This window comes from Veillonellales bacterium, assembly GCA_039680175.1.
GTDB lineage: Bacteria > Bacillota > Negativicutes > JAAYSF01 > JAAYSF01 > JBDKTO01.
In genome coordinates this window covers 1-17,963 of sequence record JBDKTO010000097.1, presented here as the reverse complement: position 1 = coordinate 17,963, position 17,963 = coordinate 1, and the positions used below count along the sequence as shown (strand labels likewise).

Annotated in this window: 17 protein-coding genes, 1 pseudogene and 1 riboswitch; of the genes and pseudogenes, 3 read left to right on the top strand and 15 right to left on the bottom strand. The window is 43.4% G+C overall.

Going from position 1 to position 17,963, the window contains the following annotated elements; all coding sequences use genetic code 11:
• Together ABFC84_16305 and ABFC84_16300 are read right to left on the bottom strand one after the other, a co-directional pair.
• Positions 1-1,736: filamentous hemagglutinin N-terminal domain-containing protein (locus tag ABFC84_16305; GenBank protein MEN6414300.1), on the bottom strand; the 1,736-nt coding region annotated here is incomplete at its 3' end.
• Positions 1,737-1,796: 60 nt separating this feature from the next.
• Positions 1,797-3,491, bottom strand: a complete 1,695-nt coding sequence (locus ABFC84_16300) for a ShlB/FhaC/HecB family hemolysin secretion/activation protein (GenBank protein ID MEN6414299.1) — start codon at positions 3,489-3,491, stop codon at positions 1,797-1,799.
• Positions 3,492-4,052: 561 nt separating this feature from the next.
• On the opposite strand from ABFC84_16300, the gene ABFC84_16295 reads away from it, so the two are divergent.
• Complete coding sequence (locus ABFC84_16295) at positions 4,053-4,220, top strand: hypothetical protein (GenBank protein ID MEN6414298.1); 168 nt, start codon at positions 4,053-4,055, stop codon at positions 4,218-4,220.
• A 352-nt stretch (positions 4,221-4,572) separates the two neighbouring features.
• Positions 4,573-5,340, top strand: a complete 768-nt coding sequence (locus ABFC84_16290; GenBank protein MEN6414297.1) for a Fic family protein — start codon at positions 4,573-4,575, stop codon at positions 5,338-5,340.
• Positions 5,341-5,513: 173 nt separating this feature from the next.
• Here the strand turns inward: ABFC84_16290 and ABFC84_16285 are convergent, their stop codons facing one another.
• The 5 genes and pseudogenes from ABFC84_16285 to yyaC form a co-directional block, all read right to left on the bottom strand.
• Entirely contained in the window at positions 5,514-6,818 is a 1,305-nt protein-coding gene (locus tag ABFC84_16285; protein ID MEN6414296.1) for a DUF977 family protein, read from the bottom strand.
• Between the two features lie 236 nt (positions 6,819-7,054).
• The gene (locus tag ABFC84_16280; GenBank protein MEN6414295.1) at positions 7,055-7,867 is read right to left on the bottom strand and encodes a class I SAM-dependent methyltransferase; all 813 of its coding nucleotides are present in this window, start codon (positions 7,865-7,867) and stop codon (positions 7,055-7,057) included.
• A gap of 275 nt (positions 7,868-8,142) precedes the next feature.
• Positions 8,143-8,574, bottom strand: a complete 432-nt coding sequence (locus ABFC84_16275) for a helix-turn-helix domain-containing protein (protein ID MEN6414294.1) — start codon at positions 8,572-8,574, stop codon at positions 8,143-8,145.
• Positions 8,575-8,747: 173 nt separating this feature from the next.
• Positions 8,748-9,092, bottom strand: a pseudogene (locus tag ABFC84_16270) (sigma-70 family RNA polymerase sigma factor).
• 257 nt (positions 9,093-9,349) lie between these two features.
• Positions 9,350-9,934: a spore protease YyaC gene (gene yyaC / locus ABFC84_16265; GenBank protein MEN6414293.1), complete on the bottom strand. Its 585-nt coding sequence runs from the start codon at positions 9,932-9,934 to the stop codon at positions 9,350-9,352.
• A 218-nt stretch (positions 9,935-10,152) separates the two neighbouring features.
• Here yyaC and ABFC84_16260 point away from each other — a divergent pair, with 218 nt between their 5' ends.
• Positions 10,153-11,079, top strand: coding sequence for a Na/Pi symporter (locus ABFC84_16260; protein MEN6414292.1), 927 nt, complete (start codon positions 10,153-10,155; stop codon positions 11,077-11,079).
• Positions 11,080-11,082: 3 nt separating this feature from the next.
• Here the strand turns inward: ABFC84_16260 and ABFC84_16255 are convergent, their stop codons facing one another.
• From ABFC84_16255 to ABFC84_16220, 8 genes are all read right to left on the bottom strand, one after another.
• Positions 11,083-11,901, bottom strand: coding sequence for a metal ABC transporter permease (locus ABFC84_16255; GenBank protein ID MEN6414291.1), 819 nt, complete (start codon positions 11,899-11,901; stop codon positions 11,083-11,085).
• Positions 11,902-11,913: 12 nt separating this feature from the next.
• Entirely contained in the window at positions 11,914-12,642 is a 729-nt protein-coding gene (locus tag ABFC84_16250) for a metal ABC transporter ATP-binding protein (protein ID MEN6414290.1), read from the bottom strand.
• Positions 12,643-12,683: 41 nt separating this feature from the next.
• Positions 12,684-14,399: an ABC transporter ATP-binding protein gene (locus tag ABFC84_16245; GenBank protein ID MEN6414289.1), complete on the bottom strand. Its 1,716-nt coding sequence runs from the start codon at positions 14,397-14,399 to the stop codon at positions 12,684-12,686.
• A 193-nt stretch (positions 14,400-14,592) separates the two neighbouring features.
• On the bottom strand, positions 14,593-15,261 hold the full coding sequence (locus tag ABFC84_16240) for an NlpC/P60 family protein (GenBank protein ID MEN6414288.1): 669 nt from the start codon (positions 15,259-15,261) through the stop codon (positions 14,593-14,595).
• A 5-nt stretch (positions 15,262-15,266) separates the two neighbouring features.
• Positions 15,267-15,412: riboswitch (cyclic di-AMP (ydaO/yuaA leader) on the bottom strand.
• Positions 15,413-15,496: 84 nt separating this feature from the next.
• Positions 15,497-16,429: a glycosyltransferase family 2 protein gene (locus ABFC84_16235; protein ID MEN6414287.1), complete on the bottom strand. Its 933-nt coding sequence runs from the start codon at positions 16,427-16,429 to the stop codon at positions 15,497-15,499.
• 43 nt (positions 16,430-16,472) lie between these two features.
• The gene (gene aroH / locus ABFC84_16230) at positions 16,473-16,835 is read right to left on the bottom strand and encodes a chorismate mutase (GenBank protein ID MEN6414286.1); all 363 of its coding nucleotides are present in this window, start codon (positions 16,833-16,835) and stop codon (positions 16,473-16,475) included.
• Positions 16,836-17,021: 186 nt separating this feature from the next.
• On the bottom strand, positions 17,022-17,396 hold the full coding sequence (locus ABFC84_16225; protein MEN6414285.1) for a hydrogenase expression/formation C-terminal domain-containing protein: 375 nt from the start codon (positions 17,394-17,396) through the stop codon (positions 17,022-17,024).
• Positions 17,389-17,871, bottom strand: coding sequence for a HyaD/HybD family hydrogenase maturation endopeptidase (locus ABFC84_16220; GenBank protein MEN6414284.1), 483 nt, complete (start codon positions 17,869-17,871; stop codon positions 17,389-17,391). Before ABFC84_16220 ends, ABFC84_16225 begins: the two co-directional genes overlap by 8 nt.
• Positions 17,872-17,963 lie beyond the last annotated feature (92 nt).

Here is a 17,963-nt window from a genome sequence, read left to right as displayed (position 1 = left end):
TTAGTATTATTGATATCTCCCGCGGTAGCTGCAATATTTCCCTGGTTGCCTATGAACGTCGAGGCTCCCTGTAAATCCACGTTCCCGGCTCTCATTGTCATATCGCCGGCGGCCAGGTTTTTGCCGTGGGCCGCCAGGCTGTTCTGGGCGGTAATAGTAAGATTCCCTGCCGACCCCAGTTGTCCGTCGCCTTGTATGCCTGCTCCCAGCGTTCCGGTCGAGGCAACATCCTGGGCATTAATATTTACATCTTTGGCCGCGGCTATTGTTCCGCTATTTTCCACACCTATAGTATTAGCAGTTAGATTTTGCCCGGTATACAGCAACCCCTGCTCATTCTGTAAAGCACCACTGAGATTTATCGTTAAGTTGTCATTGGTGTTGATTTTTCCGCCTTGATTCTTTAAATCCCTGGCTGCTAAACTGATAGCCTTTTGGCTCTGCAGGATTCCCTTTGTATTATTGATATCTCCCGCGGTAGCTGCAATATTTCCCTGGTTGCCAATAAATGTCGAGGCTCCCTGTAAATCCACGTTCCCGGCTTTCATTGTCATATCGCCGGCGGCCAGATTCTTGCCGTTGGCCGCCAGGCTGTTCTGAGCGGTAATATTAAGAGTACCTGCCGATCCCAGTTGGCCGCCGCTTTGTATTCCTGCTCCCAGCGTTCCGGTCGAAGTAACATCCTGGGCATTAATAGTTACATCGTTGGCTGCGGCTATTGTTCCGCTGTTATTGATACTAACCGCCTTGATGTTCATATTGTCGGTTGTATAAATAACCCCGCTTTGCGTAAAAGCATTCTTAGAGTTAAGTTCAATACCACCGGACGACAAAGTCTTACCGGCTAAAATAATTTTCCCTTCCTGGGTAAGAGTTAGATTGCCGCTTCCCGCCGAAATGCTTCCTTGACTATTTATGCCTACCCCCTTTTCCGTGCCAATCAAGGTAATTTTATTGGCATACATGCCCCCTAAACAGGATACGTCCAAAGCAATACCTTTAGCGTTATATGCGGGGTCCGGTTCATTAACTAATATTTGGTCCTTATAAGTCACATCATTGGCCCCGGTTGTTATATGCAAATCATTTGCCCAAATACCCGCATTTACTTCTACGGCCCGAGCTATTATATCGACCCGGTCGGTTTTCGAACCGTTCAAGCCTGAACCTTCAATTCTAACGGTTCCCCCTTGAACATGGAATTTTTCCAAACCTCCGGTACGATCTATAACCGGAACCCCGGTTGTTAGTACACAACGCGCCGAATTTATAACGCCGAAATTATTGCCAATAATTCCATTGGGATTTGCTATAATGATATCCGCCTTCTGGCCGGCAACTTCCATATAGCCATTAATTGCGGTCGGTAAGCGGCCGGTTATTTCATTTAAAATAACCGTTGCCCCGCTATTTAGCAAATTAGGATTCCCGGCGATATATCCCGCAAGCTGCGTTTTGAGCACCGCCGTTTGGTTATTAAAGATGAGCCCGTTGAGGCCTACCTGGAAATTTAGGTATTGATTATGGGATAGGCCTTTGTCATTCGGGGCCAAAATATTAACCAGGGTAACTTCGTTGCTAGTTTGTATAACTGTAGGATTTTTGCCCTGCCTGGCATCCGGAATCACCTCGGATGCCTGAACCGCCGAAAAAAACGGCTGCAGGGTAAGATTAAAAATTAAAAACCAAAGCGCTAATTTTTTATAAAACTTCCCGGCTGGAAAAATATAAAACATAAGAGCTCCCCTCCCTTTCTTGCTGGGCGATAAACCGCTCACATAAAAAAGCTTTCTACTTTACAGTCGCCAATTGCACTGAAAACCCCATGTTGAATTTTCAGTTTTCATAGAAGCCGGTTTTTTCAACGGCCAGCCTACAAACACATCAAAATTCAGATGACTTACACTGCCGCGAACCCCCAGTACTCCGCCAAGTAATATTTGATCAGGCGCATTACCAAGGCCTTTTCCGCTGACGGCTCCATAATCCACCGCGGTATAAATTTCCTGATTACGGGTTTTTAAAGGCACGGCGATTTCATTGCGCAAATAAAAACCTTTTTCGCCGATAAGGGTTTCATCGCCATCAAACCCCCGGACCGTATATCGATTACCAATACTAAAACCATCACTGGCATATAAACGGCTTTGCGTATATTGTCCGCGTAAGGTCATGGTATATCGGCCTGCCATGCCCCACACCGAGGTCGGTTTTTGCCAGTTAATTTCGGCCGTCCATAAATTATATCTGCTGGTTTGTTCCCTCCCGCTGTCATCCTGCGCCCCAAACCAGGGAACGCCCCGGCGATAGGCAAGTTGGTAGTCCCAAATATTCTGTTTTACATATTTCCTATTGGTTAAGGCCAGTTCTAAAGCGGTCGTGGCCCTTCTTTGAATTATAATTTCGCTATCATCGATGTAGTTACGGCTACGGTTCTTTATTAACGTCAGAGATAAACTGGTCTTACTATTCTGGGTCCGTTGGATTAACCGTTCAGCCTCAGCCGACCAGGTTCTGGCCTTTCCGGAATAAAGAAATTTATTATCCGCATAAGCGACTGTTTGCCGATAACGGTTGGCATAATATCTTAAGCTGTATGTCCAGTATCCATTGGGAAAGGACCAACTTAAGGCATTGTCGTAAATGGCCTTTTGCGGACTGTTTTCAGTCGAGTCCTGACTAAAATTAATTGAAAAAAGGTCATTCTTTCCAATAAGATTGTCTATATTATATAAAAATGAATCTTGCAACTTACCGGTAGCGCTATTACCGGCATTATCTATTGACAAAAAAAATTGATCCGGTCGCGTTCGTTTAATCTGAATAACTATATCGGTAAACCCCGGTATCTCCCCCGGTACCAGCTGAAAATCCACATTTTGGGAAGGTACTCTTTGCAACTGCTCCAGTCCCTGCTCTAAATCCCGCAGATTAAGTAAATCCCCCGGCTTTACCGGAAAAGCACTTTCCCAATCGGCCCGTTTTATGGCTGGAGCAAACCGAATGTTTCCAATTTTCCCGCTCACAATTTGTATATATAGAACTCCCTTAGATATATCTTGTTCCGGAATAACTGTTCTGGTTGTGATGTAACCTCTATCAAGCAGCAAGTTTCCTAACCTCTTATTAATTAAATCCAGCCCTTTCTGGCCTATCCTCCGATTATTATAGTGATCCGCCTGTTTTTGGAGCCACTTAAACCGGGAAGCATCCGTACCTGTAATAATTATTTTTGTTACCAAAAAAGCGGGTTCCTCTTGGGGAAGACTGTCGTCTTGTCCTGATTTTTCCGACGGTAGCAAAACATCTTTTTGTTTTTGCCGTTTCATTCTTTCTTCCGAAATTTGCCGGTCCCGCTGAAGTTGTTGCTGTTCATCGCCCTGGTTTAGTTTCCCCTTGTCCGTCATTACCGGTTCGGCCTGGGCAAAATTGACGTAGAAACCGATCGAACACAAAATTAAGGCTAAAATTTTTAATATATTTGATTTCATTAATACTTCTCCCTATCAATGCCCAATAACCAAAATATAAAGACATAAGGGAAGGTCCAACAATACCAAATGGTAATAATGGTAATTGTTGTAAACCAATCCCTCAGTTTTTTAATAATTTTTTAATAATTTATTTACAGCTTTCTGCAATTAAATTATCTTTTCCTTTTTTTTCTTGACTTTACAAAAAAAGATGAGACTTTAGGCTTATTGTCATAGTTAATATTTCCTAGTACATTTATTATTTTATTATAAAAATAGTAAATAATTAACAAATCAATTTGGTTTTTACGAGAGGACAAGCAAGCCGACTAACCGAAAAATAGCCCTGAACTCATTGCCGCAGTCGGCAGTCAGAATTCAGGGCTATTTCTTTGCTTTCAATTTTTTGGATTTTAGCATTTTGTGCAAACTTTGGTGTTGTCCCGTCAAAAGAAAGGGCAAGCAATTCATATCTATATATCGGTAGTTCTTACAAGTGTCAAAGATGGGATTATAACTCGAATACAGACGAACAGTCCTCGAATAAAATTTATCATCCACAGAAAGGAGGGGATGCATTTGAATGTCATCGTCCACTCGCCAAAAAGCCCGGAAGGATTACTCGATTTACAAAAAAGGGTTGCGGTCGTTCATGCCGAAGCGGTTTTAAAGTACATAACAAAGCTCCCCTGCCCTAAAGAACAGAAAATACAATTGGTTTCCAGCATCCAAAATGCTTTCAAGTAAAAATAAGTAAGCGAAGCAGTCTTCCGATTGCTCCACTTACTTATTTTAATATTGTACTTGCCTTCTTCTGAGCATGCTTTTACACAGTCGTCTATACTGGCTTTTCCCTTCAATATTTTGCACATTTGGGTGCTTAGTAGCAAGGCAACTTCCTTCTTTTGGATTTTCATGGTATAATTTTTATCAGAATTAGCGGACGTGATCTTTGGCAAAAAATCAGCGTAAGAGATGCCTCGATACGTTATTACCATAGGTCATGGAATCCCCTACCCTATATCAACTAGATTTCCTGGGGATATGGTTCAACACTATCTCGGAAAGGAGCGTCGAATTGTCTGCTCGACTGAATTTTATGACCAAGCAAGAATTATTTAATAAGGCAGATGCGTACAAAAAAATTATACAAGCGACGCGTCCATTAAGGCCGGAAGAAATTAAGGAATTAGATGCCTATTTCAAAATTGGCTTAACTTATAGCAGTAATGCCCTAGAAGGAAATACCCTTACGATTTCTGAAACGAAAGTGCTATTGGAGGATGGGCTGACAGCCGGTGGGAAACCTCTGAAAGACAGTTTGGAAGCAATCGGTCATGCAAATGCATATGATTTTATGCTTCAGATTGTCAGAGAAAAACCTTTTAAAATTACAGAGCATATTATTTTGGAATTGCATCGCCTGTTTTACGAAGGGATTGACAAACAAAACGCCGGAAAATATCGTGATATTGCCGTCTATATTACAGGAACCGATTATCTGCCGCCGGAGCCGGAACAAGTTCCGCAACTGATGAAGGAATATGTAAATAAAGTAAATCAATTATCTGGAAAAGTGCATCCCATTGAACTGGCAGCGCTTGCTCATAAATGGCTGGTTGACATCCATCCATATGTTGAAGGTAATGGCAGAACAGCGCGTCTGCTGATGAATTTATTGTTGATGCATTATGGATATGGGATTGTATCTATTCCGCCTGTATTGAGGGTGGAATACATTGAGGCGCTTCGTGTATCACAACGTGCTAACCAACCGGATGCGGAACCATTTATCAAGTTGATTGCAGAATGTACCCTAGAAACCCAAAAAGATTATTGCAGGCTTTTACGCATAAAAGCAAATTAAAAGCAAGCTATACTAAAAAACCTCTGCTTGCTATTTTAAAATTTTCCACTTATATTCTAACCAATCTAACCATTCTAACCAGTTCTGTCAACTCGTCTGGTTAGAATGGTTAGATTTTTAAGCCATTGAAGCCGTTTCTAACTTTTCCCTGAATTATCATTACCTAAATATATTTATTGGGAAAGCCGGTAATGTGTGGTTTTTCCCTTGCCTTCCTGAATAAGCTGCCCATTTTCCATCATTTTTTTTAACAGGCGTCCACTGGTTGTCTGTCCGATACCTAACAGACTTTCAACTTCCTGCCGTGTAACCATACCCTGTTTCCTTGCCAACTGGATTACTGTTTCCTCTTGGCTGTCCCTTTCATCGCTTATCTGTTTCTTCTCAGTCTGAGCGTTGAGATTCGGCAGGATAATCTTAAAAGCATTATCTGATGTTTCAATCTGCGGAGTCTTTCCGCTTCCTTCATAAGCATTCATAATTTTTCGCACACCAGTTCCGTAGGCTTCAATCAGTTCCAAACGATAAAACACATTTGCCAGCTTTGTGTTACGGCAAACAGAAATACCCATCAGCACGTCATTCAATGTTACCCCGGAAACAAGACCGCCAATTGAAGTAAATTCTATTCTATCGTTATAGATACTGATAAGCGTGCTGGCTCTGAACGAATATTCCCGGTGTACAAGGGAATTTAGCAAGGCCTCCCTGACAGCCACCTCCGGGTAATCCCTGGTATCGATACGCCGCAGCTTATCAAAAGTGGAGCGGGTCTGATTGTGAAAATCGATATAATCATAAACCTCTGCCATCTGTTTAAACAGAGAGCCGGAAAACTCTTTCCGGTCTTTAAATACACTTTGATTGCTTCCCTCAAAAACGGCAGCCTTAATGGTATGCACACATTGCTCGGAAAGAAGTAGTCCAAGGTTGGTATATATACCATCCTGATTTATAATTCCCAATGTTTTCATTTGAATCGGCCCAAACAGAACATTTCTTCCTAAAAATTCTTTTTGTGCCGCCTCAAAAGTCAATTCCTGTTCCAGCGAGCGCATTTCCTCAAAGCTGTCGCCATCGGTTTCTTTAATCATTCGCCGGATTGCTGTATCTGTGGCTGGTACAGAAGAATAGCCTTGCCGAACATAAACACCTTCGGGACGCAATCCTTTTTTTGCAATATAATAAGGACGTTCTGTTCCGCGCTGAATATCAACGGCAATTATGCTCTTTCCCTCTACTTCCAGGGTTTCATAGTGAAGAAACATTGTCAAATCCGGCTTAATCGCGTCGCGAACCATGTTACTGATCTGCAACGCTGCCCCATCTGGATCATCCATGCCGATAACTTCACCATTATCCTGGACGCCAATATAAAGTTTTCCACCCTCGCAGTTTGCAAAGGCTATGATCTCTTTTTTTATATCATCTACAATGACAGCTTTTAATTCTACAGTTTCGCTTTCCCGAAAAGTCATCTGTTTACCTCCTAAAAATTTCCTAATTATATTCTAACCATTCTAACCATTCTTGTCAACCATTTGGTTAGAATAGTAGGGAAATAGGTACTGGATGGATATGAAAAGGCGGCCTCACATAAAAAGAACCTTAAACGACCATTTATAGTATTTTTAAAAAAGGAAAAAACTTGTTAATGCACAAAATATAAACGCTACGCAGTCGTTTTGGTACTAAAAATGCTTATACTATATTCTTATAGTTTTCTTGCTTTGATTACAAAAGTTACAGGAAGCATCTTTGCTTTTTTGGCAAAATCGCTGTTATCGCCCCGCGATTGCATAATTTCATCATCAGATTGCTCAATCATTTGCTCAATTACAAATCCCGCTTTTGCCAACGCGTTCACATAGGTTGATAGTTTACGGTCTGATAATGTTAGCGCACCTTCATCAAGAGATACCGAATACCAAGATTCATCGAAATAACATTTTTTAAAAGCAAGTATATTATTTTCTGCAACAACACATTTGTGTAAAGGGTGAGACCAACTGAAAATAAATACGCCGTCTTTTTTAAGGTAAGAAGCGATCCGGCAAAAAGTACCATCAAGGTCGGTGGTCCAACCTATGGCATAAATCGAATAAACAAAGTCAAAATAATCCATTGGTATACCACATTCCTCTTCCATGGGAGAACAGATCAATTTTGCTGAAAAACCGCATGCCCTCAAATGTTGCTTTGCCTTTTCGATCTGTTTTTCTGATATATCCATCCCCCATAGTTCAGATGCTTTGCGTTCCCCCTGATATTGCAAGGAATGACCGGTTCCACAGCCTATCTCTAACATCTTTTTTCCTGATACATCGCCAAAAAGTTGGCATTTTTCTTCTGAGACAAAAGCTCCATAAAAAGGGAGCGAGATTGCTCCTAAAACGTCATTTCCTTTTGTATCCCAAAAGAAGCTGTTTGTTTTATAAACAAAATTCTTGTCCATGTCGACCGAGGTGGCGTAGCCAACCTCACCAGCACCTATAACGTTTGTACTATAATCAGAGTTCTTGTCCATGCCGACACCCTCCATTTATATAATTATCTTCAATTCACAATTTACAACTATTCTGTAATAACGTATTTCTAAATTATACCACTATATGTAAGGACTCGTTATAGCTTAGAGTAGGTGAAGATTCGACTTTTCATCCAGTTTTTTACTTAACGTGGGTTTTGTAGAAAATGTTGGCGCTACCCATATAAGAACTTCTAATACGGCAAGTTACCTGCAATTAGATTTTTTGACAGAATAGTAGAAGCTGCATCATTTATTACTGCTGACATTCTTTTTTATTCGTTTCCAAACAATTTCAACCAGGTACTTTTTAAAATTTGAATACTATCATTTTCCCATTGGTTAACCGTGTGCGCGTGAAACCCATATAGCATGCCGAATTCCTGTTTCGTCAGCCCCAGGCTTTCACGCAACCCCCGTATTTGCCAGCCTTGTCCATTGTATAAAAAAAGATTATAATCATCAAGTAAGTCTGTGATTTCAACGCCAAAGAGCTCGGCAATTTTACTTAATTCGTCAAGAGGATAAGGGATTTTTCTGTCTTCCTGTTCATACGCACAATAAGTAGCACGGTGAATTCCCGTTTTTTCCGCCACATCTTTTTGACGCAAGCCTTTTTTATGTCGGTAATAGCGGAGCTTGTCTGATACTGTGGTAATTTCAGCAGGACTAGAATATTTAATATTAAACCTTTCTGCTTCAAGCAATTTGCGTGGCTGCAGTAACTGGAAGCTGTGCATATACAATGGCGCATACTTGACGCCGCCGAGACAATGGCAGGTCATTATATACATATGGTTACCAAGACGTATAAACTGGTGCCATTTTTCATGATAACGAATCTGGTTAGTATAATTCAGAGCGCTTTTGGACACTGTGTTAGGATAGCATTTTCGATACATCTTGCCGCATAGGTTGCTAACCGAATTTTTTTCGCCGGATCAAATGTATTAATCGCTTTGATTAAGCCAATCGTTCCGATAGAAATCAGATCATCTACGTCTTCGCCTGTATTATCAAATTTTTTAACAATATGGGCAACCAATCTGAGATTGCGTTCGATTAAGATATTTTTTGCGTTTTCATCCCCGCTTTTCAGCCTTCCAAGATAAAGCTGCTCTTCTTTTTCTGAGAGTGGCAAAGGAAATGTATTGTTAGCAACATAAGAAACCAACAATGCAATACCTTTTACAATCGAAGCCGCTATAGCCATGAGAAAAGACATGAATCCATTCACCCCCGCTGCGTCTGTCGCTTCATTGTATGGGGCTGCCCAGTCTATTGTGCCTATAAATATTTGGATTATATCTGGATGTTGTTGGAAGATACATAGATACTATTCTGAATCATCTATGTATATAATTTTATCAGGAGATGATTGTATGGAACAATATGCCGGTGATGTGGGAATACTGTTTATTTGTGTACTGATTGTTGTTTATATGTCCTGGGATCGTCTGTTTCCACAAGACTAAGCCGAAACTAGCCCAGCAGCATTTTCACTTCCGTCTGGTCAGGCAAATCATGAATCACTTTTTCCACTGCCTCGCTGATCATCTTGGTCAGTTTCATAACCAGCGACAGCGGTGTGCTTTGTAAATCCAGATAGCCGAATCGGCCGCCGGAATTTACTACGCCGATAATAGATATATTCCCAACCTGGGGCAAGTGGTTGCCTACAGCAATTCCTGCTTGAAGCCCGCCTTCCCAGACTTCGATGTTTCCTATTTCACCGGGCTTGCCTAAGCATGCGTCAATCGCTACAATAATCGGATGGTATTGCTGGCAATGAATGAGATGGACCGTTTCCACTAAATTTCCGGCATGAACCGGATGGTCCAGGCTGCCATAAACAAGGCAGCCTGTATGCTCTTGGAGATAAGAACCAATCAATGGCCCCAGCGCATCGCCGGTGTACCGGTCAGAGCCAATGCATAAGAATACCAACGGCCGAATAGCAACCCCTTCTTGTCTGACTAATAGCATTCGTAAATGGTGATACAATTTGTCAGGCGCACAGATCTGGGATAAATTAACCGTTAACTTATCAATGCTGTTTTTTTCCATTTTCTCTCTCCTTAGCCGTAATTCATTAATCTGTATGCTTGAATTCATCATTTATTGCCTAAACTTTCAAAAGCTCGTTACAGCATAATATGCTGTAACGAGCTTTTCTTTGTACCTTCCGCATCGCAAAATTTTCAAATCCGACTTGTTCGTTACATAGCTTCTAATCGACGCGAATAAGCTGTATTATTAGCAAAAGGCGGAGGTAGAATTCTGATATGAATATCCTCATGTTAGCCATTGCGGGAATTGGCTTGCTGGTGAGCGGCATCTTTACAATGCGCTATGGTCTGAAAAAATTGTTGTGGGGTCGTCTGCAGCAATGCTTAGCAAAAATCACCCGCACTCCCTGGCAGGGCGTGCTCGTTGGTACAATCGCCGCAGCTTTGCTGCAAAGCAGTACCGCAGTATCCCTTATTACTATCGGTCTGGTCAGTGCCGAATATTTAACTTTCTACCAAAGTCTGGGTATCATACTGGGCGCCAATATCGGTACGTGCTGCACCGTCCAGTTAATGGCCTTCACTCTACCAGCGCAATATTCATGGCCGCTGCTCATTCTCACGTTCTTAGTCGGCTGCACCAATAAAAAGTTCAGGCATACCGCTATGGCAGGAGGAGGACTTTTAGCCATGTTTACCGGCCTGCAAATTCTGACGGCTGCTTTAGCGGATATTCCTAAATTCGATACGGTAATGAATTGCCTGATGGCGGCAAAAACCAATCCGGCGTACGGCATAGTAGGCGGAGTGCTTATCACTTTATTCTTTCAATCCAGCAGCGCCGCTACCGGTGTGCTCATGCTGCTGACGGAAGATCATCTTCTCGATCTTGAAACTGCCGCCTATGTTGTCTATGGCAATAACATTGGTTCCTGCCTCTCTTCCGTTGTCGTCGGGGCCACAGCTCCCCTGGCCGCCAGACGGGTAGCTATATCCCATATTGTATTAAACCTGCTGGGAGTAATTATTGCTTTACCCTGTACAACAATTTTAACAACAACAGCCACCTATCTCACCAACGATATTGGCGGACAGGTGGCTGCTGCTCATACCTTATTTAATATTGCTTCTTCCCTCATGGTACTGCCGGTTATAAAACAGTACTCGCACTTCATCCTGTTCCTGACGCCGTCAAAAAAATGATCTTCATTGTAGCCTTGCTTTTCTATCCATTATATATCGGCATACCATAATTACAATATATATACTGACTGCAGTCATAACAATGGTTCCCCCCGGGGCAATGTCCCATTGAAACGATACCGTCAATCCCGCTAACACGGAACAGATAGAAAAAAATACGGCCCATGCCATCGTAACCCTGAATCCCTGCCGAAGCAAATAAGCGGCAGCAACAGGAACAACCATTAAAGCACTGACCAGCAATATTCCCACCACCGACATACCGACAACGACTACCAGGGCTGTTAAAATACTGAATACCATGTTAATCATCGCGGTATTCACTCCGGCTACAGCGGCAACATCTTCATCCAAAGCCATTAGCATAAGCTTATCAAACAAGAAATAAATCAAAAGAGCAACTGCCACTCCACAAAGCAAAATGGCGGCCACATCTCCTGCTGTTACCGTAATAATGCTGCCAAATAAAAAGCCGAGAAGGCCGGCGCTGGGCATACGGGTAATCGTACTAAAAATAATAGCCATAGCAATGCCGGTATAAAAAAAGATGGCCAATCCCATGTCGGAATATTGAGTATTGCGATGCCGAACCAATTCGATGCCGACTGCTCCCGCAACGGTCAGCAAAAATGCACCCGCCGCCGGGTACCACCCTACTAAATAACCGCCGGTAACACCGGCAAAGGCAATATGCCCCAACCCATCACCAATAAGCGATTGACGGCGCACCACGATAAAAATGCCAATCATCGGACATACAAGTGCCGTAATTAGCCCAGCAATCAGCGCTCGCTGCATAAAATCATATTGAAGAAATTCCACACTATCACTCCGTCAACCAGTATAGTACCATAAGTACCGAGTCTGAACATTAGTCGCCTGAAACTCTTTACTTCCGCCATAAAAACATAATCCCCGGTTTATACAAGCCACCTTCTGTACCCATTGTGTGGCTTTATCAATATCATGGGAAACCATAACCACGGTAATTCCCAAATTTGTATTTAATTTTCCCAGCAATTCATAGATTCTTGCGCTGGCAGCAAAATCCACCCCGCTTGTCGGCTCATCCAATAATAACAATTCCGGATTGCCGGCAAGAGCCCGGGCCACCATCACCCGCTGCTGCTGTCCGCCTGACAACTCACCGATGCGCCGCTGCCGTAAATCGCTGCCTCCCACTAGCTCCAGCATATGATTGACAATATGATTGGCGGCACTGGACGTTAGCTTCTTACGGCTATTTCCTGTTACCAGTCCCAATTTTACAATCTCTGCTACTGTCGCCGGAAAGCCGATTACATTTTTCCCATAATTTTGCGGCACATAACCAATCATCCCCTGCTTGCGGGCTATTTTTACTTCGCAGCCGGCTATTTTCACGTCACCGGACTGAGGCAGCATGAGTCCGGCCATTATTTTTAGCATTGTACTTTTTCCCGCTCCATTTGGCCCAACTATTGCCAAAAAATCGCCGCTGCACACAGTCAGAGAAATGTCCTGAAGAACAGTCTGATCATTGTCATATGCAAAGCTCACATGTGAAAGTGCAACATCACACACTTGATAACCTCCCAATACTCTCTCCCTATCCTGCTTGAAAATTATGCCTGCAATTCACCTAATTGAACCGCCCTGGCATACATGCCGCCATGTTCCATCAACTGGTCATGGGTACCCATTTCCGTAATCTGTCCTTTCGATAAATAGATTACTTTATCCGAACTAATTAAGGTGGACAAACGATGGGTAATAATAAAGGTAGTTCGCCCCACACTGGCATTGCGAATTGCCTGCATGACCTGTTTTTCAGCCTGGCCATCCAATGCAGCCGTCGGTTCATCCAGCAGCAATATAGCCGGTTCCATAATAATCGCTCTTGCTACCGCAATCCGCTGCCGCTGACCGCCGGATAAGGTTCCGCCAAGTTCGCCGACCAGTGAAAGATAACCATCCGGAAGTTCCATAATAAACTCGTGAGCATTGGCTAACAAAGCAGCCTTCTCTACCTGCTCAAAAGTGGCAGTCGGCCGGCCATAACGAATATTTTCCAAAATACTGGCATGAAACAAAATCGGTTCCTGCTGAATAAACCCAATATGCTGCCGCAATGAGCTTAGCTTTAGCTTGCGAATATCCTGTCCATCAATTGTTATGATTCCTTCCGTCGGATCATAAAAGCGCAGCAGCAAGTTGGCAAAGGAGGATTTGCCGGCGCCGCTGGGTCCCACTATGGCCAATACTTCGCCAGGCTGTGCCGTAATATTGATATTCTTTAAGATGCCGGTACTTGGCAGGTAATGAAAAGATACATTTTTGAATTCTACCTTTCCCTCCGTTTTGACTAATTCAATATTCCCGTCCGGCACAGTATGAGGCTGCCGTTCCAAAGTACTTATGCGCTGCCAGGCAACTACGCCCATTTTCATCCGGGTAATGGCCTCACTGATTTTGCGAATTGGCGTTGGCAGGTTAATAATATAAATTAAAAAAGCAAACATTCCGCCAATGGTCAAATCACCCTGTATTACTTCACGACCGCCGTACCAAACAATAATGGTTAAGCCGATAGCGGCTAAAAACTCTACTAACGGAATTAAAATTGCATTCAGCCTTTGCACTTTAAGAAATTCATTGGCTACCTGATGAATTTTAGAACTGAATCGCCGGTATTCATACTCCTCCCGGACGTAACTTTGCACTACAGTTACCGATAAAATCGACTGATGCAGCATACTGGTCACTTTAGCCAAAGTATGCTCTACCAGCATGCCCAGACTGGCAATTTTTTTATTGAAATAGCCAATCGCGAATATGATAAAGGGAATTGTAGCAAAGGTTACCAAGGCCAGCTGCCAGTCAAAATAAATCATAATTACCATAATGGCGACGACATTGAGGGACTCAACCACCACATCGGGAATTCCCAATGACACCGCCTGCTGAATCAGCCATAAATCATTCGTAAACAGGGATATAATCTCGCCGGTAGGCGTATTGACAAAATAAGCATAATCAAGAGAATGCAGGCGGGAAAACATCTCTTTTCGCATTTGCGCCACCATGTCATTGCCGGCTTTCGCCATTTGATGTCCGTAAGCGAAGGAAAATCCTCCCCGGATTAAATATAAAACAACGATACCTATTGCAATACAATGTAAATAGCCAATATCGCCACGGACTAAGGAATCGTCAATCAACAATTTTATAATAATCGGCGCACTTAGCCCAGCCGCAGTCGCAATCATAAAACATAGCACTGCTTTTAAAACTAATGACCAATATGGAACTATGAAATTACGCCAATATAACCCAAGCATATAAGCCCCCGTAAATCCTTTAAGATACTATACAGTACCGCGATTGCTTTAGTAGTGCCCAAAATTTTTCCCCAACAGCTATCATTTTTAAATACAATTTTTATTGGCAAAATCCTTTGTTTTTAAAAAAATTTTTTCTACAAACAATAAGGGGAAGCACATCGTGCCTCCCCCCCTTTATTTCAGTTTTTGTTTACAGTACCCGGCGAGCGCCAATATAGCGAGGCCCCCAATATCCGCCGTCCAAGCTGCTGACAGCCACTCCCCGGCTTGATGTCGCACTAATAAACTGTCCGTCTCCCAGATAAATTCCCACATGAGACGCGCCCGGAGCATATGTACTAAAATACACCAGATCTCCCGGCTGCAGACTATTGTAGGAAACCCATCTGCCTACATCATACTGCTCATCGGCTGCCCGCGGCAAGTATACCCCAACCTGGGCAAATATATAACGGGTAAAGCCGGAACAATCAAAGCCGTCCGGCGTAGTACCGCCAAACGCATACGGCACACCGCGATAATACAGTGAAGTCTGCACTAGCCGACGAGCCAACGAACTGGACCGATCTCCCCGGCTTGCCGGAATATCCCGGCCCATCAAGGCACGATAAGTCTGTGTACCAACAACTCCATCCGCATCCAAGCCCCGATCTCTCTGAAAACTCTTTACCGCATTTTGTGTTACGAAACCGTAATCGCCATCCGCGCTACCGGCATTATATCCCAAAGCATTAAGCTGTTGCTGAATGATAGCAACCTCCTGTCCCCGATCTCCTTCCTGGAATGCATTTGCCTGAGCGGCGATGGTAAAACTAAGCAAAAACAAAAAAACCGCCATGATCCGGAAAACATTGTGCAATCGTCCATACTCCTCTCAATAGCCTACGAGGTTAGCTGACGGGTTTGGGCTGAGTACTGCCCTGTTTATAACACAATCAGCAATGTGCTATAAGGTTCACCCCTGAAAACCGGTTTCCCCGTTCCTACGTTGGATTCGGCTTTATTACTATTCGCATCATAAATTATTATTAGTTATTATTCGCCCTGCTTGTCCAAAATCCTGCCGGATAAAACATTTTTTTCCCAAATCCCAATTATTTGGTTTTTTTCAGTTCTGCCCGGACTAAATATAATGGCCGCTGTTTTACTTCTTCGAAAATTCGTCCCACATATTCGCCGATAATCCCCAAGCCCACTAATTGCATGCCTCCCAGCAGCGAAATGCTGGCCGATATTGTAGCCCAGCCGGGTACGGCTTCCTCCGTAAACAGCTTGATATATACAACATGCATTGTAAGACCGATACTGATTGCTCCGCAAATTATGCCGACATAAAAGGCAAATCGCAGCGGCAACTTTGAATATGCCGTTATGCCATCCAAAGCAAAATGCAGCATCTTCTTCAGCGAAAATTTAGAAGTACCGGCATATCGCTTTGGCGCAACAAACTGGATCTGTGTTTGACGGTAACCAATCGCTCCTATCATGCCGCGAATAAACCGGGCCCGCTCTTTAAACAGACGAAAGCTTGTCACAACCCGCTTGTCCAGCAGACGAAAATCCGACCCTCCCTCCTGAATACGCACCATCGACATGGCATTCATCAACTTGTAAAACATCCCCGAGGTAAAAGATTTGAACCAGGAAACTCCCTCGGTACTAACCCGGATGGTTTGCACCACCTCAAACCCGTCTTCCCATTTGGCAAGCAGGGTTGGCAGCATTTCCGGCGGATGCTGCATATCGCCATCCATCGTAATGACCGCATCCCCATTCGCATGATCCAGCCCACAGGTCAATGCTATCTGATGGCCGAAATTACGGGCCAATAGTAAAGCTCTCACCCTTCCATCCTGCTGTGACAACCGTTCTAAAATCGCCGGTGTGGCATCACTGGAGCCATCGTCAATAAAAATAATTTCAAATTCATAAGGAAGTGATTCCATATTTTGGCAAATTCCCCGATAAAAAACGTCAATATTTTCCTGTTCATTAAACACAGGTGTAACAATGGAAATAAACTTCATAACCACTTTCCCCCATATTTCTCGCTAAGAAACAAACAACAAACTATGATTCGACAATATCCCGGCGCAAAACGACAGCTTCCCTGAGATAAACATGATGAATTGATTTTTGCGGCAAATCAGTATTCCATAAGATCAATACCCGTATACAGCGGGGCACGCCATTGGGATTGTCAATTTCCTGGGTGCCAAACAGCGGCACCTCTGTCCAGCCGATTCTTCTGGCCCCAACTGCCGGGAAACTGCTGTTAATGTCAGGCGTCGAGCTAAAGATTACCGCCCCGATATCCTCCGTTTGCAGATTATTTTCAACTGCTATCTGCCGTAACAATTCAACCGTTCTTTCTGTAATTATCTTACAATCATTACTTTCAACAGTCGTGGCACCACGTATCCCTCGTATCATCGCTCCATCCTCCTATGCTGCCGCCCATCCAAGCCGCTCTGAATATTACTAACCATACTAACCATACTACCTATTTACCCAAATCATTTCATTCAATTCGCTGTTTCTGTTGTTATTTCCTGCTGCGACATTTTTATTCAATATTTACAAAAGCAAAAACAACCGGCTGCGCCGATTGTTTTTACTTTATCCTAAATTCTGCTGCAGCAAATGAATTCCCTGCCGGATATCTTCCGGCTGAGCTTGTGCTATTTGAGGAAAGCCTCCGATTTCAATTGTTTCCAAAACAGGTTTATGATCATAATTAAAATAAACGCCAAACCAGACGCCTGCTATCCCGCTTTCCAACCATTCCACCGGCTCAGACTTATCCGCTAATTGAATCGTAACCGTTCCCTCGCCTAAGAAATCACGAATTGCCGCTCGTTCATCAAAGGTAAGCGCCATCTTATCTAAAAAAATCGTCCAGGTTTGCCCCGCGGCGGCATATTGCTTCAATGCTGCCATGATTTCAGCCAGCACAGCTTTTACCTGCGGCGAAAGTTCTTGTTGTTCAAACATTGCTGCTGACCTCCACCTGCCATGCATTGAGCTCTGCAATCACTTTTTTGATTACGCTTTCAACTATTGGAGCAACTACCGGACTGAGTTCCAGTCCCACATCAACAACTGCCGGTTCCACGCCCAAAACCACGATTTCCTTCACCGGTTTTTCCAGTACTTCCAATGCTGCCAGGACTTCCTGAATGCCAATATCATGTAAGGAAATTTTTTCTTTAAAATAAGTTTTTACCGCTTGCCCGCGCAGTTCATACAACGAACCGGGAGTTAACGACCCGGAAACTGCATCAATGAGAATCAGTTTATCAGTTTCTAAAAGAAACCGCATCAATTCCATACCCAAGGTTCCGCCATCCAGTACCTGAACCTGCTCCGGGAAGTCAAACCGCTCCTGCAGCTGTTCCACCACCCGGACACCAAAGCCTTCATCTTTCAGCAAGATGTTGCCGACTCCCAACACGGTGATTTTCTTCATAATCAATATCTCCTATATCATCCGGATCGACATGCAAATATTTAATGCCGGAAAACATGCTGGAGATTTCTCCGCCGTTTTCCGTTAAATCG

Coding starts and splice junctions, on each gene's coding strand:
- ABFC84_16300 (MEN6414299.1), bottom strand. CDS start 3,491: ATGAAATCAAATATATTAAAAATTTTAGCCTTAATTTTGTGTTCGATC.
- ABFC84_16290 (MEN6414297.1), top strand. CDS start 4,573: ATGACCAAGCAAGAATTATTTAATAAGGCAGATGCGTACAAAAAAATT.
- ABFC84_16285 (MEN6414296.1), bottom strand. CDS start 6,818: ATGACTTTTCGGGAAAGCGAAACTGTAGAATTAAAAGCTGTCATTGTA.
- ABFC84_16280 (MEN6414295.1), bottom strand. CDS start 7,867: ATGGACAAGAACTCTGATTATAGTACAAACGTTATAGGTGCTGGTGAG.
- yyaC (MEN6414293.1), bottom strand. CDS start 9,934: ATGGAAAAAAACAGCATTGATAAGTTAACGGTTAATTTATCCCAGATC.
- ABFC84_16260 (MEN6414292.1), top strand. CDS start 10,153: ATGAATATCCTCATGTTAGCCATTGCGGGAATTGGCTTGCTGGTGAGC.
- ABFC84_16245 (MEN6414289.1), bottom strand. CDS start 14,399: ATGCTTGGGTTATATTGGCGTAATTTCATAGTTCCATATTGGTCATTA.
- ABFC84_16235 (MEN6414287.1), bottom strand. CDS start 16,429: ATGAAGTTTATTTCCATTGTTACACCTGTGTTTAATGAACAGGAAAAT.
- aroH (MEN6414286.1), bottom strand. CDS start 16,835: ATGATACGAGGGATACGTGGTGCCACGACTGTTGAAAGTAATGATTGT.
- ABFC84_16225 (MEN6414285.1), bottom strand. CDS start 17,396: ATGTTTGAACAACAAGAACTTTCGCCGCAGGTAAAAGCTGTGCTGGCT.
- ABFC84_16220 (MEN6414284.1), bottom strand. CDS start 17,871: ATGAAGAAAATCACCGTGTTGGGAGTCGGCAACATCTTGCTGAAAGAT.